Annotated in this window: 15 protein-coding genes; 5 read left to right on the top strand and 10 right to left on the bottom strand. The window is 63.2% G+C overall.

Features of this window, described 5'->3' with window-relative positions; translation table 11 throughout:
• Nucleotides 1-41: 41 nt before the first annotated feature.
• From AC5RTB_RS08785 to AC5RTB_RS08820, 8 genes are all read right to left on the bottom strand, one after another.
• Complete coding sequence (locus AC5RTB_RS08785) at nt 42-1346, bottom strand: ABC transporter substrate-binding protein (RefSeq protein ID WP_494060681.1); 1305 nt, start codon at nt 1344-1346, stop codon at nt 42-44.
• 57 nt (nt 1347-1403) lie between these two features.
• The gene (locus AC5RTB_RS08790) at nt 1404-2336 is read right to left on the bottom strand and encodes a carbohydrate ABC transporter permease (protein ID WP_494060682.1); all 933 of its coding nucleotides are present in this window, start codon (nt 2334-2336) and stop codon (nt 1404-1406) included.
• Nucleotides 2326-3270 (bottom strand): carbohydrate ABC transporter permease, encoded by a 945-nt coding sequence (locus AC5RTB_RS08795; protein ID WP_494060683.1) that lies wholly within the window; start codon nt 3268-3270, stop codon nt 2326-2328. The genes AC5RTB_RS08790 and AC5RTB_RS08795 overlap by 11 nt, the downstream gene beginning before the upstream one ends.
• A gap of 201 nt (nt 3271-3471) precedes the next feature.
• Complete coding sequence (locus tag AC5RTB_RS08800) at nt 3472-4617, bottom strand: acetylesterase (protein ID WP_494060684.1); 1146 nt, start codon at nt 4615-4617, stop codon at nt 3472-3474.
• Nucleotides 4614-4976, bottom strand: coding sequence for a flavin reductase family protein (locus tag AC5RTB_RS08805; RefSeq protein ID WP_494060685.1), 363 nt, complete (start codon nt 4974-4976; stop codon nt 4614-4616). Before AC5RTB_RS08805 ends, AC5RTB_RS08800 begins: the two co-directional genes overlap by 4 nt.
• Nucleotides 4977-5101: 125 nt before the next feature.
• On the bottom strand, nt 5102-5581 hold the full coding sequence (locus AC5RTB_RS08810; RefSeq protein ID WP_494060686.1) for an SRPBCC family protein: 480 nt from the start codon (nt 5579-5581) through the stop codon (nt 5102-5104).
• On the bottom strand, nt 5578-5934 hold the full coding sequence (locus AC5RTB_RS08815) for an ArsR/SmtB family transcription factor (RefSeq protein WP_494060687.1): 357 nt from the start codon (nt 5932-5934) through the stop codon (nt 5578-5580). Before AC5RTB_RS08815 ends, AC5RTB_RS08810 begins: the two co-directional genes overlap by 4 nt.
• Nucleotides 5935-6008: 74 nt before the next feature.
• On the bottom strand, nt 6009-6845 hold the full coding sequence (locus AC5RTB_RS08820) for an SDR family oxidoreductase (RefSeq protein WP_494060688.1): 837 nt from the start codon (nt 6843-6845) through the stop codon (nt 6009-6011).
• 109 nt (nt 6846-6954) lie between these two features.
• Here AC5RTB_RS08820 and AC5RTB_RS08825 point away from each other — a divergent pair, with 109 nt between their 5' ends.
• Nucleotides 6955-7767: an SGNH/GDSL hydrolase family protein gene (locus AC5RTB_RS08825; protein ID WP_494060689.1), complete on the top strand. Its 813-nt coding sequence runs from the start codon at nt 6955-6957 to the stop codon at nt 7765-7767.
• Between the two features lie 207 nt (nt 7768-7974).
• On the opposite strand, the gene AC5RTB_RS08830 is transcribed toward AC5RTB_RS08825, so the two are convergent.
• Together AC5RTB_RS08830 and AC5RTB_RS08835 are read right to left on the bottom strand one after the other, a co-directional pair.
• Nucleotides 7975-9648, bottom strand: coding sequence for an alpha-amylase family protein (locus tag AC5RTB_RS08830; RefSeq protein ID WP_494060690.1), 1674 nt, complete (start codon nt 9646-9648; stop codon nt 7975-7977).
• A complete protein-coding gene (locus AC5RTB_RS08835; RefSeq protein ID WP_494060691.1) occupies nt 9648-10604 on the bottom strand; it encodes a TIGR03885 family FMN-dependent LLM class oxidoreductase in 957 nt (318 codons plus the stop codon). Before AC5RTB_RS08835 ends, AC5RTB_RS08830 begins: the two co-directional genes overlap by 1 nt.
• A gap of 147 nt (nt 10605-10751) precedes the next feature.
• On the opposite strand from AC5RTB_RS08835, the gene AC5RTB_RS08840 reads away from it, so the two are divergent.
• The 4 genes from AC5RTB_RS08840 to AC5RTB_RS08855 all read left to right on the top strand — a co-directional run bounded on the left by AC5RTB_RS08840 (nt 10752) and on the right by AC5RTB_RS08855 (nt 15070).
• Nucleotides 10752-11645 carry an SDR family oxidoreductase gene (locus AC5RTB_RS08840; protein WP_494060692.1) on the top strand — a complete coding sequence of 298 codons (894 nt, stop codon included), beginning with the start codon at nt 10752-10754 and terminating at the stop codon, nt 11643-11645.
• A gap of 343 nt (nt 11646-11988) precedes the next feature.
• On the top strand, nt 11989-12870 hold the full coding sequence (locus AC5RTB_RS08845) for a manganese catalase (RefSeq protein ID WP_494060693.1): 882 nt from the start codon (nt 11989-11991) through the stop codon (nt 12868-12870).
• A 140-nt stretch (nt 12871-13010) separates the two neighbouring features.
• Nucleotides 13011-14039, top strand: coding sequence for an iron-containing redox enzyme family protein (locus AC5RTB_RS08850; protein WP_494060694.1), 1029 nt, complete (start codon nt 13011-13013; stop codon nt 14037-14039).
• Nucleotides 13988-15070, top strand: coding sequence for a glycosyltransferase family 2 protein (locus AC5RTB_RS08855; protein ID WP_494060695.1), 1083 nt, complete (start codon nt 13988-13990; stop codon nt 15068-15070). The genes AC5RTB_RS08850 and AC5RTB_RS08855 overlap by 52 nt, the downstream gene beginning before the upstream one ends.
• Nucleotides 15071-15090 lie beyond the last annotated feature (20 nt).

The raw sequence follows: 15090 nt of genomic DNA on the forward strand, positions 1-15090 counted from the left end.
GTCCTGTCTATCGGATGGATGTCGTTCGAGGATCAGAGGGGTCAGCCTGCGCTGATCATGCCTTCGATTTCGGCGGTCAGCTGTTCGGTCGCCTGCTCCGGCGTGAGGTTGTCAAACAGGACCTCGCCCACGTAACGGACGATCGTTTCCTGCACGTTGCCTGCACCAACGGGGGAGGGCTTCGGTGAATCGGAGACCTCGGGAGCGATTTCCTCGAGGAAGGAAACGACGGTCTGCTGCGACTCGTCCAGCTTGGGCTGAATCGCCGCGGCCATGTCCGGGTTGGCGGGGACGCCGCGGTCAACGAGCATCTTCTCGGCGGCGGCCGGGTCATTCGCAAGGAAGTTCACGAAGTCGGCTGCTGCTGCCTGGTCGTCCGACTGGCTGGAGATGGACCAGTACATGGAGGCCTTGTAGTACATGCCGTTGTCTTCGGCGTTGCCGCTGGGTGAGGGAATCCGAAGCATGCGTACGTCATCACCGGTGGCTGAGCGGAGGGCGCCCAGCTGGTTGGACCAGTACCAGCCCATGGCGGTCTTCTTGGTGGGGAAGTTCTCGGCTTCGAAAGTGCCCGCAGCGGCCTCAGTGAACTGGGCAGCGCTGACGCCGCCGCCGGTGTCACGGACGTTGAGCAGGTGTTCGAACCAGGACTTCAGGCTCTCCTGCGAGTAACCGACCGTGCCCGGCTCGTCTTCGTTGTAGAGCTCCTCGCCGTTCTGGCGCAGCCAGATCCGCAGGTCAGCGTCCAGTGCGCCGTAGTCGGTACCCTTGACCTCGCCCAGCTTTTCGCTGATCTCTGCAGAGAGCTTGTAGTAGTCGTCCCAGGTCCAGGTGGTGTCATCCGGGATTTCGACACCGGCCTCGGCAAAGAGGTCTGCGTTGACCATCACGGTGTAGGCGTTCTGTCCGGTGCTCAGCCCGTAAACGCCGTCCTCATAGCGGCCAAGGTCCAGTGCGGTCTCAGGGAACTTCGACAGGTCCAGGTTCTCGAGTTCGGTGAGGTCCGTCAGGGCCCCGCGGCCTGCATATTCCATGATGAACTTCTCATCCATGGTGATGACGTCGGGCGCGTCCCGGCCGGCCGTCGTCGTCGCCAGCTTGTCCCAGTAACCGGAGAAGTCCGAGAACTCGCCGGCGACGGTGACGCCCTCGTTGTTTGCCTCGTAAATGTCGATGATTTCCTGCGTGGCCTCGTGGCGGGGGTCTGATCCCCACCAGGAGAACCGGAGGTTGCCGTCACCGGCGGCTTCGTTGCCGCCGCTGCCGCAGGCGGCCAGGGATGCGCCGAGCACCACGGCCATGGAGGCCGCTGTTACGGCACGGAGGGGTCGGGAGAACTTCCTCATTGAATTTCTTTCCTATCTATCTGTTGTCTGTCGAGTTTTGGTTTCAAACAGGGACGGCTATTTGATGCCGGTAGTGGCGATGCCCTTGACCAGGTACTTCTGACCGAACAGGAACACCAGGAAGACGGGCAGGAGGGAAACGATGGACATGGCGAACATCGAACCCCAGGAGGAGGTGGCGGTGCTGTCCACGAAGGACCGCAGTGCAACCGGCACCGTGTACATGTTCGGGTCGGTCAGGTAGATCAGCTGGCTGAAGAAGTCGTTCCAGGTCCAGATGAAGGTGAAGATGGTGGTTGTCGCCAGGGCGGGCACCATCAGGGGGAGGATGATGCGGGTGAAGATCCGCACGTGGCCGCAGCCGTCGATCCGTGCTGCTTCATCCAGCTCCTTGGGCAGCCCGCGAATGAACTGCACCATCAGGAAGACGAAGAACGCGTCCGTGGCCAGCAGCTTGGGAAGCACCAGCGGGATGAAGGTGTTCACCCAGCCCAGCTCGGAGAAGATGATGTACTGCGGCACGATGATCACGTGGATGGGAAGCATGATCGTCATGAGCATGATGGCGAAGAGCAGGTTACGGCGGCGGAACCTCAGCCGGGCGAAAGCATAAGCCGCCATGGAGCAGGACACCAGGTTGCCGATGATGGAGCCGATGACCACGATCATCGAGTTGATCATGTAGTGCCCGAACGGTGACTGAAGTGCGTTCCACCCTTCGGTGTAGTTGCTGAACTCGAACGAGGTGAGCCAGAGGCCAGCTTCCCGGAAGATTTCGTCGTTCGGCCGCAGTGAGCTCACCAGCATCCAGAGCAGCGGGTAGAGCATGATGATGCCGAAGGCGGTGAGCGCAATGTGCTTGAGCAGCCGGCGTCCGGGGCTTCCGGTCACGTCCTCGTTACGGCTGCGGCGGACCCGCGGCGCCTCGGGGGCCTTGTTTTGTCCGGCCGCCGGGGACGTTGTTGTCTGGGGCTCGATATTAGTCGTCATAGAACACCCACCATTTCGAGGCGATGAAGTTGATGAAGGTGAAGGCGGCAATGATGAGCAGGAGCAGCCATGCCATGGCTGACGCGTAGCCCATGTTGAAGTTGCCGAAGCCCTGTTGGTAGAGGTACAGCGTGAAGAACATGGTCGAGTCCGCGGGGCCGCCCGTTCCGCCGGACACCACGAATGCCTGGGTGAAGGACTGGAAGGCGCCGATGATCTGCAGGACCAGATTGAAGAAGATGATCGGGGTGAGCAGCGGGACGGTGATGGTGGTGAACTGCCGCACCTTCGATGCGCCGTCCATGGCCGCTGCCTCGTAGTACATCGACGGGATCTGGCGGAGGCCCGCCAGGAAGATCACCATCGGAGCGCCGAACGTCCACACGTTGAGCACCATCAGCGTGCCCAGCGCCGTGGAGGGGTCTGCAATCCAGCCCATACCCTCGATGCCCACAAGCGCCAGGATCTGGTTGATCAGGCCGGAGGTTCCGAAAATCTGCCGCCATAGAACTGCGATAGCGACGGAGCCGCCAAGCAGTGACGGCAGGTAGTAGACCGAGCGGTAGAAGCTCAGGCCGCGCATGCCGCGGTCCAGGATCAGTGCGAGCGCCAGCGCTGCGATGAGCTGGAGGGGTACGGAGACGAAGACATAGAGGAAGGTGACCCCGAGCGAGTTCTGCAGCCGGGTGTCGTCGAACATCCGCATGTAGTTGTCCAGCCCGGTCCATTCTGGGGGCTGCAGCAGGTTGTAGTCCGTGAAGGAGAGGTACAGCGACGCCGCCATTGGGCCGATGGTGATGATGACCAGGCCGATCAGCCAGGGCGCCAGGAAAAGGTAACCGGCCCGCTCTTCCTTCTTCTCTGCGTCGGTCAGCTTTCGCTTCTTTCCACGCGGCTCTTTCTTCAGCCGCGACATCTCACTCAGAGCTGACATGGCTGGTCCTTTCCGCGATCGCGAGGGCGTGTGATCGCGCCGTGGCGCACGCGTCGCTGGGAGGCTTCATCGGGAACCTTCTGTCCGGTTGTAGGGCAATTGCTTCATGTACGAGAAAACGCTTTCTCGGGATTGCACTTGACCCTAGTGTGTCATCCGCCACACGTCAAGGAAAACGTTTTCTGAGATGACCGGGAACTGTCACACTCGGCGGGCGTGAAGCGGTCGAGAGGTCAGCGATGCTGCCAGAAACAGCGTCGATTCCTGCAGCATCTCCGCGGTGACGACGTGGCCGGCGTCGTACCACGTCCCCGTATAGCGACCGGGAGTGCCGGCTGCCAGGGCCGTGAGTCTCCTGTCGGCGTCGTGCATGCCATGCAGGGTGAAGAGCGGATCTTCCCGCGCGAACTGGACGAGGTGACGGCAGTCGGGGTTGAGGCCGGCGAGTTCCGGCCACTCGAAAGAGGAAGCGAGCCCCGGCGTTGCGAGCAGCCAGGAATGGGCGTCCATATGGGAGGGAAAAAGACCCTCGAAGGTGGTCATCATGCAGCAGACGACGGCGGCGCGCACCTCCGGCGCAAGAGCGGACAGTACCAGCGCCCTGCCCCCGCCGCCGGAGAAACCGCCGACACCCACGCCCGCGCCACCGACGGCGTCCAGAGAACCGAGGACCTTCAGCGCCACCAGGTCCTCGAGCGCCACCATTCCGGCGTAGCTCGTACCGAGGAGTCCTGCCGTCTTGGCCACCGTGTGCTCATGCGCGGCCGCAGCGGCGTTGTACTCCATGGCGGGCGTCGGCTGTACGCCTTCTTCCCGCCAGAGGGCCCACCGGGCGGCCATCCCTTCGGCCACCCGGGCCGGCGGTGGATCGAGGAGGAACCTCCGGCTTCCCCAGCTGAAGGAATCGTGGACCAGGACAGCGAAACCGGCGCGCGCGAGGTCATTGGCGACGGCGCGGCCTGAGTAGAGGTCGCGCTGCACCGCAGATACCTCCGGACCGGTCGCAGCACCGGCGTCGATCAGCCGTTCCGCACCGAGCCACTTGTTGCCGCCATGGCAGTGGAGCCACAGAACGCCGGGGAGGCTTCCCTTCGCATCCGAGGGAGTCAGCAGGTAACCGCGCGTCGGCGGGCCGTACGGTAGCTGCCAATCCAGTTCCTGGATTTGAACGCCGTCGACAACGCGGGTGCGCCCAGCTGACACCGACGGCGTAGGAATGCCGCCCGGAACGCCGAGTGCCTGTGCAAGCCGGGCGCTCGCAGCGTTGTGTCCCTGGTGCCTGCCGAGCTGGCGCACGGCGTCGGGCCAGTCCTCGAACCCGGCGATCGGGCTGGGGGGTGTTGTCATGGGCGGTCCGCCGGGAAGGAGTTCGGCCAGTCTTCCACCCGGATCCTGTTGATCACGTCCGGTCCGAACGCCGTGGCAGTCACGTTGACCCGGTCGAAGAGCTCCTCCGGAGCGAAGTTCACGGTGAATTCACCGCGTGCGCGGATGTTGCGCAGGCTGTCCTTCTCTCCCACGGACGTGAACTGGATAATCGGCGGGGCGGTCGAGGCCACGGTGAAGAAAGAGTGCGGCGCGAGGTTGTCCACGCCGCTCTCGGACTGGGACGCCACCCAGGCGATGGGTCGCGGCACCGCAGTAGCGGTCAGCAGCTTGTAGAAGGCGCCGGCTGAAAGTTGGTCACGGTGGAAGTCCCTGCGCATGTACCGAGCGTAATGCGGGCGGCAGCCGCACGAGGCGTCCCACCCAACCGCGTCGTTCGGTGGGAATGTCCGGACATTCCCACCGAACCGCCGGGTTCAGTGGGACGCTTCGTTGCGGCGGGCGACTAGTGCTCGCCGCCGAGCAGTTCATCGAGGCGCTCGTACCCCTCGGTCATTCCGCCTTCCATCCCGGACTCCGCCATGCCGTCCCGAGCTTCCTGCGTGGGGTACACGGAGTGGCCGAGCAGTTTGGAGCGTCCGCTGCCCAGATCCTCGAACCGGAGGAATTCAAGACTCACGACGTCAGGGTAACCGTCGAATTCGAACGTCTGAATGGCGAACTCGTTCTCCCGAACAGTGTGGAAGACACCGCTGAAGCCGTACGAAACGCCGTCTGGGCCGGTGTGGGTGTAGTGGTAGCTGCCGCCGGTGCGGAAGTCATAGTGGTCCACCTCCGCAGTCATGCGCCGCGGGCCGAGCCACCGGGGAATAAGGGCTGGGTCCCTGTGTGCTTCGAAGACTGCCTCGACCGGAAAGTCGAACTCCCGCTCGAAGTCAATGAAGGGGAGGCCTGCCGGGACGGAGAGCTTGAGTTGGTTGCTCATGGTTGATCCTTGGGTGCGCGGCCATTTCTGGCCTTGGATTCGAGTAGATCATCGAGTGCGCGGAACTGGCTTTCACGTACAAGCCTGTACTGGCCAATCCACGCGGTGAGCGCCTCCAGTTTTGCTGGGTTCAGGTGCACTGGGCGACGCTGCGCATCACGCGAGCGGGTCACCAGCTCAGCCTGTTCAAGAACCTGGATGTGCCTGGAGACCGCCTGCTTGGTGATGTCGAATGGAGCGGCCAGTTCGTTGACGGTTGCCGAGCCGCGGCTGAGGTGGGCGATGATGCTGCGGCGCGCGGGATCCGCCAGGGCCATGAAAGCCCGGTCGAGATGGTCCGCGTCCGTGTCCATTATCAACCTAACCCTTTATCAATGAACTAGTTGATTACAACGGTAGGCCTGACCCACGAAGGGGTCAAGGGTTTCTAACGTTTGAGCAGTTCTTCCAGGCTGGTCGGTTCCGATCCGGTCAGGTCTCGGATCACCGTCGTCGTGCCTTCCAACTGACCGGAGGCGATGGCGGTGTAGGTACTCACCCACGCGTCCAACTGCCAGTCCGGTACACCGTAGGAGGCACGGGAGGCGTAAGCCTCCTCGACCGTTTCCTCCTCGTAGCGGGTTTCGCGGCCGGTCACGCGGGTGATGATGGCCGCGACCTCACCGAGGGAGAGGGCTTCAGGGCCGGTGAGGTCATAGGTGCGTCCAATGTGGGGCTCCGGATCCTTGAGCACGACGACGGCGGTGCGCGCCACATCAGTCCGCGCCACAGCCGCTACCCGCCCGTTCCCCGCCGGCCCCCGCAGCACGCCTTCATCTCCCGCGAAGAGGGGCAGGACGTCCAGGTAGAAATTGTCACGCAGGAACGTGTGGCTCATACCGGAGTTTCGGATGTGCTCCTCCGTTGCCCAGTGGTCCCGGCCAAGCGTGAAGGTCGCCTCAGGACCGGCGGCAAGGAAGGAGGTGTAGACGATGTGTTGGACTCCGGCTTCCGCGGCGGCGTCGATGAAAGTGCGGTGTTGGTCCACGCGGTCTTTTGCCTCCGAGCCCGAAACCATGAAAAGCACCTCGCTGCCGCGGAGTGCATCAACAGCCGCCTCCCGGTCAGCGTATTCGGCACGGGCGACACTCGCTCCCGGAAGTTTCGGAGCCCGGGCAGGGTCACGCACGATGAGCTCTTGTTCGTATCCTGCGTCGGACAGGCGGCGGGCTACTTCCCCGCCTACGTGGCCGGTGGAGCCGGTAACCGCAATTCGTGGAGTCATGCTGGGTGGAGCGTTGAGTCCTGCCCGGATATTCCGAATTCATCAGCACTTTCCTCCACCGGCACATGCGCGATGAGCCGGCGTCGTCCGCCATCCCTACCGTGGAGCGGTGTCCAGGCTGTTTGTCGCGATTGGTGATTCCTTCACGGAGGGAGTGGGGGACTGGGACTCCCGCTATCCCAACGGCGTGCGCGGGTGGGCCGATCGCGTGGCGAAACAGTTGAGCAAACAGGATCCCACCTGGCGCTACGCCAACTTTGCCGTCCGCAGCAAGCGGCTTCGCCAGATCATCGACGAGCAGCTGGAGTCCGCGCTGGACCTCCACCCAACGGTGGTCAGCGTCTACGCAGGCGGCAACGACATTCTTGAACTACGCACCAGCATCACGCCCCTCATGGAGAGCTATGAGGAAATGGTGTCGCGCATCGCCGCAGCAGGAGCCCGTCCGCTCCTCTTCACCGGGTTCGACGTTCGGCTCCACCCGGTGCTTGAGCCGATGCGACGCCGGAACTGGGCCTACAACGACCACGTTCGCCGAATCGCTGAGACCTACGGCGCGCTGCTCGTGGATTACTGGTGTTTCGACGAGTACCACGATGCCCGTCTATGGGACGTTGACCGCCTCCACATGTCCCCGGCCGGCCACAAGACCATGGCCGCCCACGTGCTGCGCGTGCTGGGCGTCGACCATACGCTCACGTCCAAACCCCTCCGGCCCCGGCATCAGCTCACCGTGGCAGAGTTGCTCCGCAGAGAGGCGGCCTGGTGGGGCGAATGGGTGATCCCGATGTTCGGGCGGCGCCTGCGCAACGTCACGCTCGGGGATCATCTTGAGCCCCGGTGGCCGACGCCCATCCGCCCGGCGGACGGGCTGAAGCGTTTGGCCGCTGCCCGGGACGCGGGTCTGGCGTCCCGGGACTAGGCCAATGACGGCGGCACCGCTTACTCGTCTTTCAGTGTCTTCGTCCGTCCTCGTACACTGGTTGCATCATGACTTTCATCAACAAGTACCGCGCCCCGATTGTCTGGCTCGTTGTCATCGCTATGGTGGCCTCCATCGGAGCCGGCTTTTTCGCCACCATCTTCTAGCCCGCTGACGCTGCGGATTTCACTGTTGTAGCTGCGGATTTCACCAGAGCCGGCCCACCTCAGGAACCTGGACTCGTAGCCAGCGGTACCCATACGCCGGCAATTCAACCTGGAACTCGTCACCGGCGTGGATGTCGGTCATGGTGTCCTGCAGCAGGTCGGTCAGAATTCCGCCACCTTCGGGAACATCACTGTCCTTGAGTTTCAGCGCCACTTCGGTGGGTTCGGCTCCCAGGTTATGGAAGAGGAAGAGGGAGTTCTCTTCCCAGTCACAGCGATGGGCCAAAACGGCGGGATTTGGCGTGTCGATCAGGGTGAAGGAACCCCAGCCGAGTTCGGGACACTCCCGGTACCGTCTAATGAGGGTGCCCATGAAGCTCAGCAACGAGGACCGATCACGCCGGGCATCCACCACATTCACCTTGTCGGGTCCAAACTCGCCTTGCACCAGCGGTGACACGAGTTTGTCCGGCGGTACTGACGAGAAACCCGCACTTTCCTCATGTGTCCACTGCATCGGTGTGCGCACAGCCATCCTGCCCTCGGCCTCCAGGTTCTCGCCCATTCCGATCTCCTCGCCGTAGAACAGCACGGGTGTGCCGGGCAGGGAGAACAACAGGGAGTACACCATGCGGATGCGTTGGGGGTCGCCGCCGAGCATCGGGGGGAGCCGTCGCTTGAGGCCGCGACCGAAGACCTGCATGTTCTCGTGGGGGCCGAAGGCATCGAACACCTCCTGACGCTCCGAGTCCAGCAGCTTGTCCAGGGTCAGTTCGTCATGGTTGCGGACGAACGTTGCCCACTGGCTGTCGGGATCGATGGTGGGCCGGTCGATCAGGGTGCGGGCCAGGGCGCGCGCGTCGCCGCGGGCCAGCGAGAGATACATCTGTTGCATCGTGACGAAGTCGAACTGCATGGTGAGCTCGTCTGCGGCGTCCCCAAAGAATTCAACCTGCTGTTCGAAGGGCAGGTTCACCTCTCCCAGAAGCACGGCGTCGCCGGCTCGCCGTGAGAGGTACCGGCGCAGGTCGCGGAGGTAGTCATGAGGGTCCCCGGTGTGGCCGTCGATGCCCTGGGTTTCCAGGAAGAAGGGGACGGCATCCACACGGAACCCGGATAGCCCCAGCTCCATCCAGAAGCCGATCGCCTTGGCGATCTCGTCACGGACCATCGGGTTAGCGACGTTGAGGTCGGGCTGGTGGGAATAGAAGCGGTGCAGATACCACTCGCCGGTTTTCGAGTCTTTGGTCCAGATCGAGTTTTCCTTGTCCGGGAACACGACTTCAGCGGAGGTGTCGGGGGGAGGGTCCGACCGCCAGACATAGAAGTCCCGGAACGGGTTGTCCTTCGAGGAACGTGCCTGCTTGAACCATGGGTGCTGGTCGGAGGTGTGGTTGACCACCAGATCTGCGATGACCCGCATCCCGCGGTCCTTCGCAGTACGAATGAACTCGACCACATCGCCAAGATTGCCCAGCCGTTCATCGACGCCGTAGAAATCTACGACGTCGTACCCGTCATCACGCTGTGGGGACGGGTAGAACGGCATCAGCCAGACACACGTGACACCGAGCTCCGCGAGATAGTCCAGCCGCTGGGCGGCACCGGCGAAGTCGCCGACGCCGTCACCGTTGGAATCACAGAACGTCTCGATGTCGAGGCAGTAGATGACAGCGTTCTTCCACCAGAGGTCAGAGGAGTCGGTGATCCGCATCAGCGCACCTCGGGCAGTACGTGCTCGGCGAAGGTCTCGATGAAGGGTTTCTGTTCCGTTCCGACGTAGTGGAGGTACAGCTCATCGAAACCGAGGTCAGCGAATTCACGAAGCCGCTGGGCGTGCGTGGCGAGATCGGCCGAGATCTGCACAGTGCCCCGAAGCTCCTCTTCGGTGAGGTCCCGGGTGGCCTCCTCAAATTCGGCGGGGCGGGCAAGGTCCCATGTGGTCGGCGGCTTTACACAATTGGGACTCCACTGCCTGTGCGCGATGTCCACAGCCTCCTCCTCAGTGGGCGCCCAGGACAGATGCACCTGCAGGATGAGCTTTCCCTGACCACCGTTGTCCCGGTAGGCGTTGATCATTTCCGTCAGCTTCTCGTGCGGCTGGTTCGTGGTGACCAGACCATCGGCCCAGCGTGCGCTCCGCGCGGCGGTTTCAACGCTCACCGCCGGTGCGATCAACTGCGGCTTTATCTCCGGCACATCCCAGAGCCGGGCCTGCTCCACGGTGACGAGGCCGCGGTGCGTGACCTCCTCGCCGTCATGCATCCGCTGGATGATGTCAACACACTCTTCGATGCGCCGCTGGCGCTCCTCCTTGGGCGGCCAGGGATCTCCGGTGATGTGCTCGTTCAGATTTTCTCCGCTCCCAAGGGCAGCCCAGAACCGACCCGGAAACATGCTCGCCAGTGTGCCGCTCGCCTGAGCAATGATGGCCGGATGGTAGCGCTGACCCGGGGCCGTAACGACGCCGAAGCGCAGGCTGGTGGTGGCAAGCGCTGCTCCCAGCCAGGACCAGGCAAAACCCGAATGGCCCTGCGCCTCGGACCACGGTTCGAAGTGGTCGGAGCACATCGCGGCGTCGAAACCGGCCTGCTCCGCAAGTTGGACATCCGCGAGGAGCTGTCCCGGCGCAATCTGTTCGTGGGAGGCGTGAAAGCCGATGATGGGCATGCGGGGGCCTTTCCTTCCGTGGTGCTTGAACGCTTGAGCAGGTCCGTCCTAGTGTGATCAGCAGGCTTAGCAATATGTTTCGAGCCTATCTGTACTGCAGCTGGCCCTCAAGGGTGCTACCAAACTTCCACGTACCAGGAGTAACGCATGAGTGATCAGTACACATTTCAGAACCCGGTGACCCGCTTCCCGGAGATCTCGCCACCCAAGCAGGATCAGCCAGAGCCCGGACTGGACCGTGACCTTGAACCGCAGACTGACCGGGGCGAAGACTCGTACCGTGGCACCGGCCGCCTGGAAGGCCGGAAGGCTCTCATCACGGGAGCGGATTCAGGGATCGGCGCGGCAGTGGCGATCGCGTTCGCCCGGGAAGGCGCCGATGTCGCGCTCTCCTACCTGCCGGAGGAGGACGCCGACGCCGATGAGATTGTCCGCCTGATCGAGGAGAGTGGCCGCACCGCGGTCAAACTCCCCGGTGACATCAAGGACGGCGAGTTCTGCAAGGAACTCGTCACGCGGGCGGTGGAGGGTCTCGGCGGTCTCGACATCCTGGTCAACAACGCAGGCAAGCAGATTGCGGCGGAGCGCCTTGAGGATCTGGACGACGAGCAGCTCGACCATACGTTCAAAACCAACATCTACTCGTTCTTCCGCATCACACGGGAAGCTCTGCAGCACCTGCCGGCTGGGTCGAGCATTATCAACACCACGTCGATCCAGGCGTACAACCCATCGCCGACCCTGCTTGACTACGCGAGCACCAAGGCAGCGATCAACAACTTCACCAAGGGTCTCGCGCAACAGCTGGCTCCTCGCGGGATCCGGGTGAACGCCGTCGCGCCGGGCCCGTTCTGGACCCCGCTGCAGGTTTCCGACGGACAGCCGAAGGACGCGTTGCCGGAGTTCGGAAAGTCCACACCGCTGGGTCGCGCCGGTCAGCCTACGGAACTTGCACCGGCCTACGTGTTCCTGGCATCACCTGAGTCCAGCTATGTGCTCGGCGAGACCCTGAACGTTAACGGCGGAAGCCCGACACCGTAACTCGTCAGCTGTAGACGAATCCGTGTCGGGAATGATGTCCGGGTAATGCCCGGGCGGGGCCGCCTCAGTCGGGGAAACGGGGCGGTCCCGCTCGGGGGGCCCTGGAATGCCAGTGCCGGCAGGAGGAGCCGGTGGTCTCGCCCGTCTCTGTCCTGCCCCATAAATATGGCGGCCGAACCTTGGGATTTTCTTTGGAAAAATTCCCAGAAAAATAAGCGTGCTTATTACTTCCCCTCAGGCAGGAGCAGGGGTTAACGTCTACAAACATGGTTCCGTGTTCCCCAGCCCGTACAGATGAGTTGGCCGTCCAAGGCCCGGAGCCAACCATCGCGGAGGTATCCCCGTGTTCTTCCACAAGCAGGAATTGCAGTTCAAATCCACACCCGATAAGCCGGACGCCGTCTACGCAAGAAAGCTGCAGGAGGTCCTCGGCGGCCAATACGGTGAGATAACCGTTGCCATGCAGTACAGCTTCCAGGCGTGGAACACCCATATTCCCGGCAAATACCGGGACCTGCTCTTCGGAATAGGTGCTGAAGAGTTCGGTCACGTGGAGATGCTGGCAACCATGATTGCCCAGCTGCTGGAAAAGGCGCCCCTTGGCATTACCGACGACGCCGTCCAGTCCGACCCTGCCATTGCCGCCGTCGTTGGTGGCACGGATATGCAGCAGGCTATTGTTGCCGGCGCTGGTGCGCGTCCCGTGGACAGCATGGGCAACCCATGGCAGGGAAGTTACATCACTGCCAGCGGGAACCTGTTGGCGGACTTCACCGCCAACGCCAACGCTGAGATGCAGGGTCGGCTGCAGGTTGCCCGACTTTACCACATGACCGACGACCACGGCGTGCGGGACATGCTTTCCTTCCTGCTTGCACGTGACACCATGCACCAGAATCAGTGGATGGCAGCCGCTCGCGAGCTTCAGGAAGAAGGGTCGGAGAACTTCCCCGTCCCCAGCAACTTCCCCCTGAAGAAGGAAGAGCGAAGCGTGTCCTACCAGTACCTGAACTTCTCGGATGGAAAAGCGGCGTCCGAGGGGTCCTGGGCCTCCGGTCCGACTCCGGACGGGCACGGCGAGTTCTCCTACCACGACGGCCCGACGACGTCGGCTCCCATGCCGCCGCCTACTCACCCCGATTCGCGTTTCTATGGGACAACGGAGCTGCCGAACACCATGGAAAAGATGGCCGGCAGCGTGCAGGACAAGCTGCATAAGGAATAGGACCCATCCCTGACCGGACAGCCCCCGCAGCCGTGTGCGGGGGCTGTCCGATGTTCGCACCTTCCCGGATAGACAGTAGGCTTAGCACTATGTGGTTTAAGGGGACGACGACGTCGTCCACCGGGTAGGAAGGTTGTGCCATGAGGAGTCCTGAAGCGCGCGGGTTCGCGAGCAAGGCTTTGCTGGAGTTGCTGCCGCAGGCACCGAACTCCGAGGGCATTGACGCCCTGCACGGAGCGGTATTGGCTGCGCTTGGGCGTTCTCCGGGAATACTGTCGGATGACGATCTTCAGCTGACTCTTTTCTGTCTCTACGAACTGCACTACAGCGGTATCGATGGAGCGCACGCCGACTGGGAATGGGAGCCGGGACTTATCGGAATCCGCCGCGGCATTGAGCGGGACTTTGAAACGGCTCTGCGTGCCGCCGTCGACCTTCCCTCGTTGGAACCGCGCGACAGCGACGGCGTGGCCGCCGTTCTCTTCGAACTGGCTGCTGCGGATACCGGCCCGAGCGTTTCGCGATTCGTCGCCAGGAAGGCCACCCTCGAACAGGCCCAGGAATTCCTGATCCACAAATCCGTCTACCAGCTGAAGGAAGCCGACCCCCACACCTGGGCCATACCCCGCCTGAGCGGCCGGGCAAAGGCAGCAATGGTCGAGATCCAAGCTGACGAGTACGGCGGCGGACGCCCCGACCGCATGCACTCGGCGCTGTTCGCCCGCACCATGCGCGGGCTGGAGCTCGAGGATAGCTACGGGCATTACGTTGATGTTGTCCCCGCCCTCACACTCGCAACCACCAACATGATGTCCATGTTCGGGCTTAACCGCAGGCTCCGAGGGGCCATCGTGGGACATCTGGCGGCGTATGAGATGACCTCCTCCCAGCCCAACCGCCTGTATGGGAACGGATTCCGACGGCTCGGTTTCGGCGAGGACGTCACCTGGTACTTCGACGAACATGTCGAGGCGGACGCCGTTCACGAACAGATTGCAGGCCGGGACCTCGCCGGGGGTCTGGTGGAAGCGGAGCCGGAGTTACTCGAGGACGTGTACTTCGGGGCTTCGGCTGCCCTCACCCTTGACGGCATGCTCGGAGAGCACATCATGGCCGCGTGGGAGAAAGGTCAGTCGTCGTTGCGGGCAACCGCACCCGCTCCGGTATGACCGGTCCCGCGGCGACCTACATCCTGCCGCTGCGGTGGACCGAAGATGGCGGGATCGAGGCGCTGGCAGCCTACCTCGATGAGGTGGCGCAATGGGCAGAAGTGCTCGTGGTGGACGGATCACCGGACCGCGTCTTTGCTCATCACGCTGCAGTTCTTCCGTCCGGGGTGCGTCATCTCCGCCCACGGTTCACCTGCCGAAACGGCAAGGTGGCCGGAGTGCTCACGGGGCTTGCCGAGGCCTCGTGTGAACGGATCATCATCGCCGACGACGACGTCCGCTACGAGGCCACCGCGTTCCAGCGCGTCATCGGCCTGCTGGATGGGGCCGACGTCGTCCGGCCCCAGAACTACTTCCTGTCCCTGCCGTGGCATGCCCGCTGGGATACCGGCAGGACGCTGTTGAACCGGGCTTTCGGCTCGGACTTCCCGGGCACCGTCGGCGTGCGACGCTCCATCCTGAGGGCAACCGGCGGCTACGACGGCGACGTCCTGTTCGAGAACCTGGAACTCCTCCGCACGGTGCGTGCAGCGGGCGGAAGAGAACTGCGTGCTGATGACCTGTTCGTGGGCAGGATCCCGCCTCCGGCGGGCCACTTCCGCCGACAGCGGGTACGCCAGGCCTACGACGACTTCGCCCAGCCGCCCCGGCTGCTCCTGGAGCTGTCCCTGCTTCCCGCGCTCGTCCTGCTTGTGCGGCGCTATGGCGCGGTCTCTTGCGTGCCGGCAGCCGCCGTCGTCGTTGGTTTGGCGGAGCTGGGACGACGACGGCGGGGCGGCAGGCAGGTTTTCCCCGCTGGCGTTGCGCTGTGGGCGCCCGCATGGCTGGCTGAGCGGATGCTGACCGTTTGGGCCGCGCTGGGTCTGCGCCTGACCGGTGGAGTGCCCTACGCCGGCTCAAAACTGACGAACGCCGGCAACTCCCTCCGGGTGCTCAGGCGAAGGCACAAGCAGGTTTGTAGGGGTTCGTTAGTTCACGACAGTAAAGCAGGTCTGGTGGTTCCCGATTTGGGAATCACCAGACCTGCGTAAAACTTCCGTGAGGAGTCGGC

The sequence above is a fragment of the Arthrobacter sp. M71 S08 genome, from assembly GCF_059089725.1.